Origin of the sequence: Methylobacterium sp. CCH5-D2 (genome assembly GCF_001556475.1) — a bacterium.
GTDB classification, from domain to species: Bacteria; Pseudomonadota; Alphaproteobacteria; order Rhizobiales; family Beijerinckiaceae; genus Methylobacterium; species Methylobacterium hispanicum.
In genome coordinates this window covers 1-11366 of the sequence record NZ_LSIX01001139.1, presented here as the reverse complement: position 1 = coordinate 11366, position 11366 = coordinate 1, and the positions used below count along the sequence as shown (strand labels likewise).

Genomic DNA, 11366 nt, shown 5'->3' with positions numbered 1-11366 from the left:
GCCTGCCCCGCGTCGCGTCCGGGCTTCCCGCCGCGAGGCAGGCCGCCTGCGCGGCGGGCTCGGCTGCCTCGGCGAGGCCCGCGTGCAGCAGCGCGGCCTCCTGGGTGGCGACCCGGAAGGCGGCGGGGCCGAGCGCGGCCTGCAGGCGCTCGCGGTCGGCCTTCAGCACCAGGGCGAGGATGCGCCGGTGCAGGATGGCGCCGGCCAGCAGCCGCGCGGCCTCGTGCAGAACGGGCAACGGCTGCACCACGAGGAGCGCGACGAGCCGGGTCGCCGCGGCCTCGCGCAGGCGCCGGATCAGGCCCGCGTCGATCCCCGCGGCTTCCGGCGCCAGAGCGCGCGAAGCCGCCCGCTGGACCGGAACCCCGAAGGCCGGATGGGCGGCGAGGGCCGTGAGCGCGTCCGGCTCCAGCGGCGGCAGCGGGCAGGCACCGGGCGCGAAATGGCCGATCGGCCGCACCAGCCGCGCCGCGATCTGCGCCGCGAGGCCGAGCGCCCGAACCTCGGCCGCGGGATCGGCCGCGGGATCGCCAATGGGGGTGGCGTCGAGCGCGGCGGCTGGGATCACGACGGCTCGACCAGCGGCACCGGCAGGGCCTCCGACCCGCGGCGCGGCCCGGCGCGCTTGCGCAGCCAGAATACGGCGCCCGCGGCAAGGCCGGCCAGGAGCAGGCCGATCAGCCCGAGGCCGCCGTAGAAGATCTGCCAGAAGCGGGCGGTGTCGGTGTCGCGCACGCTGAGGCCCGGCAGCACCTCGACGGTCGCGCTCTGCGGCACCGTGATGGCGGACTTGGTCGGCGCGGCCTCGGAGAGCACGACGGTGACGGCGGCGTAGTCGAGCCCCTCGATCGAGCTGCTGACGAGGCGGCGGATCTGTGGGACGAAGAAGTCGAGATCGACGCCGGGCTGGTACTTGATGAAGACCGCGGCCGAGGAGGGCTTCACCGCCTGGCCCAGCTGGGGCGTGTCCGGCAGGACGATGTGGACGCGGGCGGTCACGACGCCGTCCACCTGGCTCAGGGTCTGCGCCACCTCCTCGCCGAGCGCGTAGATGTAGCGCACGCGCTCTTCGAAGGGCGAGGACATGATGCCCGACTTCTGGAACACTTTGCCGATCGATTCGCGGGTACTTTTCGGGAAGCCGCGGTCGCTGAGCAGAGCGATCGAGCGCAGCATGTCGCGCTCGTCCACGCTCACCGTGAACCCGTCCTTGCCCTTGGCGACCTTCTGGGCCGGGATGCCGTTCGACATCAGCACGGCCAGCATCTGGTTGGCCTCGATCTCGCTCAGGTTCGAGTAGAGCTCGGCTTGGCAGCCGGCGAGCAGCAGCCCGAGGCCGAGGGCGAGACCGCGCAGGCTCCGGCGGGCGAGGATCCGTCGAACGGGCATGGTGCGGCCGGGACGCTCACTGACCCTTCATCAGGGTGTCGAGGGACTGCGTGCTCTTGCCGGTGAGCTTCGACGAGACGTCGACCAGCAGGGTGTACTGCGCGACCTCCATCTGCATGGCGAGCAGCGCGTTGGTGTCGACGGTCTTGGAGGCCATGATCTCGCCGACGCGGGCGTGCCGGGCGTCGAAGGCGCCGCGCAGCTTCTGCAGGCCGCCCAGGATGGTGTCGCCGTCCGTGGGGCGGGCCGCGCCGTCGAGTTCCAGGCTGCGCCGGACCCGGTCGCGCGCACCCGGGGCATTCTCGAAGCCCACCGGTTGAACTGTCTGAACCGGTGCGACCGGCTGGGCGGCCGTCGCGGGCGCGGTAGCCGCGGGCGCGTCGAGGGTCGGCCGGTCGGCAGATTTCCGGGTCATCGCGTCCTGGAAGGCGGCGCGCTGCACGCCGCCCGCCTCGCGCAACCCCTCGCCGAGCGCGGCGCTGCCCGATCCGACGCCGAGATTGGGCAAGCTCAACGCGGGCATCTGATCTCAATCTCCGACCGCCACCGAGTGGTACCATCGCAGGACAGTACCAAGAAAGTGTTGAACTGCGCAGATCGCAGCTTCTCGACCCCGCTCGGTGGATCAGCGATGTGCCGAACGGGACTTTCAGTCTTTCCCGGGATTGCTCCGGGACGCCGCCGCGCCCGTCCTGTTGCGGCCCGGCCGAACCGGCGGCTCACGCCAGCGCTGCCAGGAGATCCTGCGCCATCGCGGCGGGAGGCGTGCCGGGGGCGCTCTGCGCGACCTCGGCGAGGATCGCGCGGGCCTCGGCGCGGTCCCCGGTGCGCGAGACCGCAAGGCCGAGGAACGCCCGCGCCGCATCGGAGGGCGGCAGGGCGCGCAGGATGCCGACGGCCTCGTCCACCGCGCCCCCGTGCAGGCGGGCGAGGGCGCGTCCGATGCCGGCCGCCTCCGACCCCGGCCGCGCGGCCTCGACGCCCGCGAAGATCGTCTCGGCCGGCGCGAGCAGCCCGCGCGACAGGGCCGAGAAGCCGATCTCGACGAGGAGGCGGACGTCGTCGGCTTCGAGGAGCGCGGCGGGTTCGGACATGGCGCGGTCTCCGCTCGGGCCAAAGGTCAGGCCAGGTGTCAGGCCAGGTGTCAGGCTAGGTGCATGAGGAGGAGCGCGCGCTGCGCCAGGCGCAGGTCCTCCCCGAAGGCGGGGTCGCGCCGCGCCAGCCGCGCGGCGGTGGCGAGATGGCCCTGCGCGGCGCGGCGGTTGCCCAGTTCCAGTTCGCACAGGCCCGCGACGCAGCTGGCCCGCGGGTGGTTCGGTGCCAGCCTGCGGCTCTCGCGGGCGAGGATCAGCGCCTCGTCGCAACAGCCCAGGCGCGCCGCGCAGACCGCCAGGCCGAGCACCGCTTCGGCGCGGCTGTCGGGCTCGGCGGCGAGCGGCGCGAGCAGGGTCAGGGCCTCGGAGAGGCGGCCCTCGGCCACGGCCTGCGCCGCCCGGGCGTAGGGCACCCCTTCCCCGGGCGGGCCGGCCGCGGGCGTGCCGTGCTGGGCGAGCAGCCGCTCGACCGCGCCCGCGACGGCCTCCGCCGCGGCGGCGTCCTGGGCGGCCCCCAGGATGAGGGCGACGGTCTCGTGCCGGGCGGCCGCCGCACCGGTCTCCGCCGCCCGGCCGAGCCCGCTCTCGGGCAGCGTCAGCACGTCGCGCACGCGTTCGCCTCCCTCGCGCTCCGGAGGGGGACGCCCGGCCGGCACGGCAACGATCGGTGGGCCGGCGCGCTCCGCGCAGGTCCGGCTCCCGTCTTAGGCGCGCGCAGCGGCGCGGCCTGTATCGAATGTGACACGCCCGGAGCGGTCGTCACCTAGGATCGGCGCCGTGCCGGATCACGGCCCGGCGCCAAGCGGCTGCAGCACATGACGGTTCGAGGATGACCTATCCCGGCAGGCGCCCGGTCACGGTGCGGTGGGCCGCGATGGCCGATGCGGGCGACCCGGGCGATGCCGGCACCGTCTCGGCCGAGATCGAGGCCTGGCTCGCCCGGCACCCTCCGGCGGATGCGGATGCCGCGGGCCTCGATCGGGCGCGCGCGCTCGGCGGCCTGCGCGACGGCCTGGCACGGCTGGTCCGCGATCCGCGCCTCGCCCGGGACCCGGCCTTCCGGGCGTGCCTCGCCGACCTCCCGGCGCGGGCCGACGATCCGGACGCGCTCTTCGCCGGGCTTGCCGAACTCCTCGGCCGCGCCGAGCGGCTCGCCGGGCAATCCGCCGGGCAATCCGCCGGGATGCGGGCCGATCCGCATCCCGGCGGGGAGGGCGACGTAGCCGCGCCGCGCGCCCGGCGCATGATCCTTCGCCTCTGAGCCGCCTCACCCCGGCGCACCCCTCGATGCCGAACCGCCGCGCCTGTCGGCGGAGGGCGCTCCACCGGCCTCCGGCCCCGCAACCGAGCGAGTCGCTTCCATGGTCAGCAGCCCGGGCCTCACCGGCTTCAACGTGTCAGCCTACGCGGCCCTGCAGGCCGGCCCCGCCCCGAGCAGCCTGGCGACCGACGTCTTCGCCCGCTGGACGGCCCAGGCCCAGGCCGACTACGTGCAGGCCAACGGCAGCGGCACGCCCCGGGCGGTCCTGATCGGCCCCGACCAGGGCCGGCAGGCCGTGGCCGTGCTGGCCGCGGCGGGCAACGCCGTTACGCTGACGCCGACCGACACGGCGCCCACCGACCTCGCCGCCGCGACCTTCGGCGACTGGCCGGCGGCGGTGAAGCTCGACTACGTCGAGGCCCGCGGCGTCGGCGCCCCGCCGGTCGTCCTGATCGGCCCGCCGGACGGCGCGCGGATCCTCGCCTCGCCGGACGCGGCCGGGACGGGGGTCGCGACGGACACGGCGCCCGCCGACATCGAGAAGCCCGCGGCCGCCCTGACCGCCGACGGCTTCGGCAACTGGCCGGCGGCGGCCAAGCGGCACTACGTCCTGACCCGCGGCATCGGCGATCCGCCCGCGGTCCTGGTCGGCCCGGCCGACACCACGCGGCGGGTCGCGACGCTCGACGCGAAGGCGCAGACCGTCGGCCTCACGAAGCTGCCCGACGCCTTCGGCACGGGGCCGGCGGCGCTCGCCGCCGACACCTTCCGCGCCTGGCCCGAGGCGGTGCAGGTCGCCTACGTCCTGGCCAACGGCACGGGCGAGCCCCCGAAGGTTGCGCTCCAGACCCCGGGCGCCATCGCGACGATCACTCGCTTCGGCGGCGGCATGACAGGCGCCATGCTGATGCTGGCAAACCCCACGCCGAACATCTACGGCAGCGACAAGGATCTCAGCGGCGCCCCGAACGCGGACAATGCCGAACTCCTCTTCCCGACCCTGAACGGGACGCCGGGCAAGACCCTGGACGACAAGCCGAGCAACTTCACCAAGCTCCCCGACCAGCTGACCCCGAAGGAATTCGGGGCTTGGCACACGGCGATCCAGATCGAGTACGTGCGCAAGAACCTGCAGCCGAGCCAGAACGGGGGCAAGGCCGTCACGATCGGCACGTCCGCGAGCGAGACGGTCACCGCCTTCGTGGCGGCGGGCGGTACGAAGCTCTACACGGTCGATACGCTGCAGAAGGCCGATATCGCCCGGATGCCGCTCGCCGACCAGACCACCCTGGCCGGCCTCGACATCTTCGCGAACGCCACGACCGGCCTGCGGATCAAGCTCAACCTCACGGTCAGCAAGACGGAGGTCACGGATCTCGTCAACGCGGCGATCACGAACATCAACGCCATGGTGCCGGGTGGAACGCCCCAGGTGTTCAAGGGCAACGACTTCATGAGCGCGGCCAACCGCAAGATCTTCACGGACGAACTCGGCCTCCTCAACCAGAAGATCGCCTCCGGGGCGATCTTCTCCAAGGGCGAGATCACGGACCAGATCAAGCTGATCACCGACCGTTTCGAGCGGGCGAACTGCTTCGCCAAGATCGCGGAAACGGACGGCCGCATCGACCGCAACAACACCGGCGTCCGGGTCGTCCTCGACACGGAGGACAACGGCTCGATCAGGCGCTCCTACACGGTCTTCATGGAGCAGGAGGCGCGCCTGCTGCAGATCGCCCAGTCCCGGCAGAGCCTCGCCGGAACCGGCAAGATCGAGGGCACGACGCAGAACCTGGACGTGCCGAACCTGATCTACCTGTTCCAGCTCTACGCCAACCAGGCCGGCGAGGCCAACATCCGCATCCAGACCGAGGAGATCAACCAGGTCAACGAGGTGCTGAAGATGTACAACATCGTCCAGTCTCTCGTCAGCGAAACGATCAAGTCGATCGCGCCCGAGAAGGACGGCAAGACGAACAACGATGCGACGGATCTCAAATACGACGGCGATGCGACGCGACAGAAGATCCAGAAGGCCGCGGTGGCGGTCTTCCAGAACGGCTGGGGACATCCGGTGGAGGTGCTACACAACATCGTGCGCGGCGCCGACAACGTCAACGGAAAGAGCTCGAGCCAGTGGTCGACCTACGCCAACCAGCTCTCCGAGCGGGTGACCCTGCTCAACCAGGAGAGCCAGATCCTGATGAACAAGGTCAATTCCGACACCAAGGCGAAGGACCGCAACTTCGACTTGGCCAACAACGCCCTGTCGAAGATGAACGAGATCGTGCAGAAGATCGCGGGTACGTCGTGAGGCGGGGCAGGGCGGAGGCGGGCCGGTGAAGATCCGCAGCTTCGAGATCGGGGTCGAATCCTTCACCCGGGCGGAGCCCGGCGAGGGCGCGCACCTGCCGCGGGAGGGCGCGCTCTCGCCGACCTTCCTGCCCAAGCCCGGCCATCTCGACGCGGTGCTGCGCCGGCCCTCGCTCGACGAGCGGCTGCCGCAACTCCTCGAGCCGCGCAACCTCGACGCGGCGCTGCTCGAACCCGCGACCCTGTCGGCCACCCGGCGCGCCGCGGGCGCCCTCATGGCCGAGGCGGCGCGGCGCGCGCTCGGGCAGCGGCGGCGCATCCTCGAGGAGGCCGCCCTGATCCTCGGCGAGGACGCCGAGCTCGACGACGAGGTGCGCGCGGCCCTCGCCGCCCTCCTGAAGGCCTGAACCCCGCATGGGCACCCTGCCGTCCCGGCCCGGCGCCGGCCTGCCGCTGGCCTCAGAGGCGCCGCGTCCCGACGCGCGCCAGCGCGACTTTCTGCTGCTCACCGTCTTCGTGCTCGCCCAGCAGGGCCAGATCGACCGGGCCGGCGTGCTCGCCGAGGCGCTCCATCTCGTCGGGGACGACTCGGCCGAGATCCTGCTCGCCCGGGCCGTGCTGCGCTTCTTCGTGGAGGATTTCGCGGCGGCGCTGGCGGTGCTGGAGGAACTCGACCGCCTCGCCCCGATCGAGCGGTTCGGCAGCTACCGGCTCGACGAGCGCCAGCGCATGCGCCGCTACCTCAAGGCGCGCTGCCTCTACGCGCTCGGCGACGCCGCGGGCGCGCGGGACGCCGTGGAGGTCTATCTGCGCCACGGCGAGCCGCGCTGAAAATCGCCGCCCCTGTCACCTTCGGCACAGGGGCGGGCGCGGGAGCGGGTATCCCGGTCCGTATCGACGCAGACGGAGCGCACAGATGCCCTCGATCCTCGACGGATTGCCGAAATCCGAGGCCGCGCTGAAGGAGATCCACGCGGGCAGCAGCGCCGCCCTCGGCGCGCTCCTCGACGCCGAGCGGATGCCGCCGCAGATCCGGGCGCGCCTGGAGGCGATGGGCGAGGGCCTGTCGCACGCCGACATCCTGGGCATCACCGAGGCGGAGCGCGACGCTCTCCTCGTCCAGGGGATCCGCCAGCTCCAGCAGGGCGACGTCGCGGGCGCGCAGAACACCCTGACGATGCTCTACCAGCTGGAGCCCGGCGACGCGCGGGCGGTCTACGCGCTGGCCGCCACCTACCAGACCCAGGAGGCGTACCGGGCCGCGGGCCGGCTCTACCTCGTATTCCTCGCCCTCGATGCGACCAACCCGCAGGGCTACCTCCGGCTCGGCGAGTGCTTCCTCGGCAACGGCGAGGCGGACCAGGCGCAGGCCTACCTGGAGGCCGCCAAGGTCCAGGCGGCCGGCACGCCGGAGCAGGGGCAGGTCGAGGCCCACGCCGACTCGCTCCTCTCGGCCATCGCCGCGCGCGCCGCGGCCTGAACGGGCCCCGCCCCCGACATCGCGCCCGCTACCGGGCGATCCTCGTAGCTGAAGACGGAGAGACGGACATGACCAGCGGCGTGAGCGGATCCATCGGGCAGAGCGTGGCGGGATACCTCGCCCCCACGGACGTCAAGCCGGGCGCCGCGGTCGAGAAGGCGGCGGGCAGCGGCAGCCTCGGCTCCCCGGGCGGGCTGCCGGCGGCGCAGCGTCAGAGCACGATGAGCGCCATGAACGCGAGCCTCTTCGCGATGACGCCGAAGGTCACCGGCGCGCAGCTCGACGTGCTGCTGCTCGAGGTCACCACGAAGATGAAGGATACGATCAGCGCCACCGAGAAGAACAAGATCGAGACCGATACCAACGCGAAGAAACTCAAGATCGACGAGAAGAAGGCCAAGCTCGAAGAGGCGCAGAAAAAGATCGAGCAGGCCGAGAACAAGATGAAGAACCTGTCCATCTGGGACAAGATCAAGATCGGTTTCCAGTTCCTCGGGGCGATCGTCTCCTTCGCGGCCGGCGCGCTCATGGCCGCGACGGGCGTGGGCGTCCTGGCGGGCGCGGCGCTGATGGCGGCGGGCGTGCTGATGTTCGGCCTGGCCGTCGACGCCGTCGTCGCGGCGACGAGCAAGGACGGGCTCGGGATCATGGGCCAGATCGTCAAGGCCGATCTCAAGGCGCGGCACCCGGACTGGTCCGAGGAGAAGATCATGGGCAAGGCCACCGAGGCGGAGATGATCTCCCGCATCGTGGTCTCCTCGGTCGCCGCCATCCTCTCCCTCGCGGGCGGCATCGGCGCGATCAAGGGCGCGGCGACCGCGATCCAGTCGGCCCTCTCGATCGCCGGCGCGGTGGCCAGCATCATGACGGGCGTCGGCGACGGCGTGGTCGGCGGCCTCAAGTACGACGCCACCAAGACGAAGGCCGAGGGGATGAAGACGCAGTCCGAGGGCAAGGCGATGGCGGCGCTGATCCAGTCGCTCGACGACGCGATCGACCAGGCCATGGCGCGCCTGAAGGGCGCCGCCGAGCGCTTCGACGGCATGCTCGACGCGATCACCGAGGCGATGCAGGACCGGGGCCAGACGCTGGCCCGGGTCGGCCTGCGGGCCTGAGCGGGAGGGGAGGACACCATGTCGAGCGGTATCAGCGGAACCTCCGGGACCATCCCGTTCCAGACCACCTACCCGACGGACGGAGCCGGCAAGGCGGCGCCCGCCGCGGCGGCGAAGGCCGGCGCGGCCTCGGCCGCGACCGGCGCGCTGCCGCCGGTCCCCACCGCGCTGCTCACGCAGATCGCCAGCAGCGGCGCCTCGACGCCGCGCGGTGCCGTGCCGGAGGATCCCGGCGCGAGCCAAGCCAGCGCCGCGGCCGCCCAGCAGATGCTCGCCTCGCTGGCGAATTCCGGCAGCGCGCTCGATCTCCTGGCGCGCCTGATGGTCGAGCAGGCCGGCCAGCAGCGCAAGAGCGCGCTCGACGACCGGATGGCGGCCCGGGACCAGGCCAAGACCGAGCTCCTCGCCCAGGCCGGCAAGATGCGGGAGGCCGCCGCCACCCTGACGTCCGGCGCCCTCACGTCCCTCATCATGACGGTGGTCAGCTCGGCCCTGCAGGTCGCGGGCGGCCTGGCCTCCCTCGGGGGCGGGATCTCGGCTGCCGGCAAGCAGGCGTCGGCCTTCAAGGAGGTCAAGGGTCTGGCCACCGCCGCCGGCCCGCAGGTGCCCGGCGGCGCGGGCGCCGCGGCCGGTGCGCCCGGCAAGTTCTCGGGCATGAAGATCGGCGAGGTCCAGACGGCCCTCGACGCCTCGCAGACGGTCGGCAAGGGTGCGCAGAACCTCGCCAAGCTCGGCGACATGACCTCGCAGACCGCCGGCCAGCTCGGCCAGGGCATGACGCGCTACAACGAGGCCAGCACCGAGGCCGCCAGCAAGGTGAAGGACGCCGAGGGCCAGGAAGCGGCCGCCAGCGCGCAGGAGAAGCAGGCCCAGGGCGATCTGCGCAAGGAGTCGCAGGAGGCGCTGGACCAGATGGTCAAGTCGATCATCCAGTTCCTGAAGGACCTGCAGGAGGCCAAGGCCGACCAGATGCGCGCCCTCACGCGGGTTTGAGCGGAGCATGGCGCGCGAGAGCTTCGCCGGCGTGGCGGCGGCCCTCTGGGCGAGCCTGGGCCTCGCCGCGCCGGCTCCGGCCGAGGCGGCGAGCCTGCGCATCGACGGGCGGACGGTCCGGCTCCGGCCGAACCCGGACGGCACGCAGGTCGTGGTCGCGGCGGAGGTCGGTGCGCTCGCGCCCGTGCCCCACCGGCGCGAGGCGCAGCTGCGCCAGATGCTGCGGGAGAGCCTGGGGCTGGTGCTCGGCAACCGGGCGGCCCTGACGCTCGCCGAGGACGGCATCGTGCGGGCTGAGGCCGCCGGCCCGTGCCGCGCGGCCGACGTGCCCCTCCTGCGCGCGCTGATCGAGGACGTGCTCCACCTGGCCGAGATCCACGGGCCGACGCTCGCGGAAGCGGCCGGGCCGGATATCCGCAACGGGCTTCCGGAGGATGCCGGCAGCCTGATCTTCCGACTGTGACGACGTGGCGACGGGAGCGCCTCCCCGGGGGCGAGGACAGACGATGGACGCACACAGCCAACCGGCCCCCGGAAGCGAGGCCGCAGCCCTGCTGGACGGGCAGATCCGCGACGCGCTCGGCCTGAAATCCGAGGACCTCTCGATCGGCCTGGAGGTCGCCCGCAACCTGCTCCAGCGGGGCGCGACGGCGGATGCCCTGCGCGTCTATGCCGGCCTCATCCTGTGCGAGCCGACGAATCCCGTCTTCCAGACCGGCCTGGCGAATTGCGCGCTGGCCGCCGAGGAGTTCCACCTCGCCCTGCAGGCGGCCTCGGCGGTCATCGCGCTCGCCCCCCAGGATCCCCGCGGCTATCTCGTATCCGGCCGGGCCTGCATCGGGCTCGGTGCCCTCGCGGAGGCCTCGGAGGACCTGCGGGACGCGGTCGCGCTCGGCCGCGCCGCCCGGAATGCCGCGGTCGTCGAGGAAGCGGGCCGGCTGCTCGAGGCGCTGCCCGATCCGGCCCGCGCGCCCGCCCTGGCCCCGGCCGGCTGAGCCCCGCCGTGGCGGTCCTAGCTTCGACCGGCCGGGAGCCGTTCGGCCTCGATCCGGAGGACGGCGCGCTCCTCGGCACGCTCTTCGCCGAGGCCGCCGCCGCCCTCGGCCTCGACGGGGCGCGCATCTACGCGGCGCTCCGGGAGGGACGGACGCTCGGGGCGGCGCTCGGCCTGCCCGAGGGCGTCGCCGAAGCCCTGTACCGGCGCGCCCACACGTGGTTCGCCGCAGGCCGCCACGACCGGGCGGAGCCGCTGTTCCGGGCGCTCTGCGCCCTCGACAGCGGCTGCGCCGATTACTGGGTCGGCCACGGCGTCTGCCTGCACCTGCGCGGCGCCGATGACGAGGCCGGGATCGCCTTCGCGGCCGCCGCCGCCCTGCGCCCGAACTGGGCGGTGCCGCATTTCCACGCGGCGGGCCTCGCGATCGCCCGCGGAGACCGGGCGTCCGCCGCCGAGCATCTGGCCGCCTTCCGGGACCGGCAGGACCGGCAGACCCCGGAGGCGCTGATCCGGGAGGCCGAGCGGCTCGCGGGCGCGCTGGCGCAGCGGAGCCGGGTCGAGCCGGCGGAGGCCGGCCGGAGCCGCGCCTGATGCCCGTGGCCCTGCCTCTGAGCGCGCTGCTGGACGCCCTGGCGCGCACGAGCGATCTCGGCGCGATCGCCGCCAACACCTACGTCGCCCCCCAGGGCGCCCGCTTCCGGGGCTGTCTCTTATACACATCTGA

General features: G+C 73.2%; 15 protein-coding genes. 10 read left to right on the top strand and 5 right to left on the bottom strand.

The features are described from left to right. The 5 genes from AX737_RS31020 to AX737_RS31000 form a co-directional block, all read right to left on the bottom strand. Nucleotides 1-568: hypothetical protein (locus AX737_RS31020; protein WP_156454068.1), on the bottom strand; the 568-nt coding region annotated here is incomplete at its 3' end. Next, a complete protein-coding gene (gene sctJ / locus AX737_RS31015) occupies nucleotides 565-1389 on the bottom strand; it encodes a type III secretion inner membrane ring lipoprotein SctJ (RefSeq protein ID WP_066927997.1) in 825 nt (274 codons plus the stop codon). The genes sctJ and AX737_RS31020, both read right to left, overlap by 4 nt. Before the next feature lie 16 nt (nucleotides 1390-1405). Next, nucleotides 1406-1912: a type III secretion system inner rod subunit SctI gene (sctI, locus tag AX737_RS31010; RefSeq protein WP_066927995.1), complete on the bottom strand. Its 507-nt coding sequence runs from the start codon at nucleotides 1910-1912 to the stop codon at nucleotides 1406-1408. A 196-nt stretch (nucleotides 1913-2108) separates the two neighbouring features. Further along, nucleotides 2109-2483, bottom strand: coding sequence for a hypothetical protein (locus AX737_RS31005; RefSeq protein WP_066927993.1), 375 nt, complete (start codon nucleotides 2481-2483; stop codon nucleotides 2109-2111). Nucleotides 2484-2533: 50 nt separating this feature from the next. Beyond that, the gene (locus AX737_RS31000; RefSeq protein WP_066927991.1) at nucleotides 2534-3094 is read right to left on the bottom strand and encodes a hypothetical protein; all 561 of its coding nucleotides are present in this window, start codon (nucleotides 3092-3094) and stop codon (nucleotides 2534-2536) included. A gap of 218 nt (nucleotides 3095-3312) precedes the next feature. On the opposite strand from AX737_RS31000, the gene AX737_RS30995 reads away from it, so the two are divergent. The 10 genes from AX737_RS30995 (at nucleotide 3313) to AX737_RS30950 (ending at nucleotide 11233) form a co-directional block, all read left to right on the top strand. Then, entirely contained in the window at nucleotides 3313-3744 is a 432-nt protein-coding gene (locus AX737_RS30995; RefSeq protein WP_066927989.1) for a hypothetical protein, read from the top strand. A 100-nt stretch (nucleotides 3745-3844) separates the two neighbouring features. Beyond that, nucleotides 3845-6058 (top strand): hypothetical protein, encoded by a 2214-nt coding sequence (locus AX737_RS30990; RefSeq protein WP_066927988.1) that lies wholly within the window; start codon nucleotides 3845-3847, stop codon nucleotides 6056-6058. 25 nt (nucleotides 6059-6083) lie between these two features. After that, nucleotides 6084-6464, top strand: a complete 381-nt coding sequence (locus tag AX737_RS30985; protein ID WP_066927986.1) for a hypothetical protein — start codon at nucleotides 6084-6086, stop codon at nucleotides 6462-6464. Between the two features lie 7 nt (nucleotides 6465-6471). Next, the gene (locus tag AX737_RS30980; RefSeq protein WP_066927984.1) at nucleotides 6472-6888 is read left to right on the top strand and encodes a hypothetical protein; all 417 of its coding nucleotides are present in this window, start codon (nucleotides 6472-6474) and stop codon (nucleotides 6886-6888) included. A gap of 85 nt (nucleotides 6889-6973) precedes the next feature. After that, on the top strand, nucleotides 6974-7537 hold the full coding sequence (locus tag AX737_RS30975; RefSeq protein ID WP_066927982.1) for a hypothetical protein: 564 nt from the start codon (nucleotides 6974-6976) through the stop codon (nucleotides 7535-7537). A 68-nt stretch (nucleotides 7538-7605) separates the two neighbouring features. Beyond that, a complete protein-coding gene (locus AX737_RS30970; RefSeq protein WP_066927979.1) occupies nucleotides 7606-8652 on the top strand; it encodes a hypothetical protein in 1047 nt (348 codons plus the stop codon). A gap of 18 nt (nucleotides 8653-8670) precedes the next feature. After that, entirely contained in the window at nucleotides 8671-9645 is a 975-nt protein-coding gene (locus AX737_RS30965; protein ID WP_066927977.1) for a hypothetical protein, read from the top strand. A gap of 7 nt (nucleotides 9646-9652) precedes the next feature. Beyond that, complete coding sequence (locus tag AX737_RS30960) at nucleotides 9653-10108, top strand: hypothetical protein (RefSeq protein WP_066927975.1); 456 nt, start codon at nucleotides 9653-9655, stop codon at nucleotides 10106-10108. A 43-nt stretch (nucleotides 10109-10151) separates the two neighbouring features. Continuing rightward, nucleotides 10152-10640: a tetratricopeptide repeat protein gene (locus AX737_RS30955; RefSeq protein WP_066927974.1), complete on the top strand. Its 489-nt coding sequence runs from the start codon at nucleotides 10152-10154 to the stop codon at nucleotides 10638-10640. A gap of 8 nt (nucleotides 10641-10648) precedes the next feature. Beyond that, nucleotides 10649-11233, top strand: coding sequence for a hypothetical protein (locus AX737_RS30950; RefSeq protein ID WP_066927972.1), 585 nt, complete (start codon nucleotides 10649-10651; stop codon nucleotides 11231-11233). The last annotated feature ends 133 nt before the right edge of the window (nucleotides 11234-11366 follow it).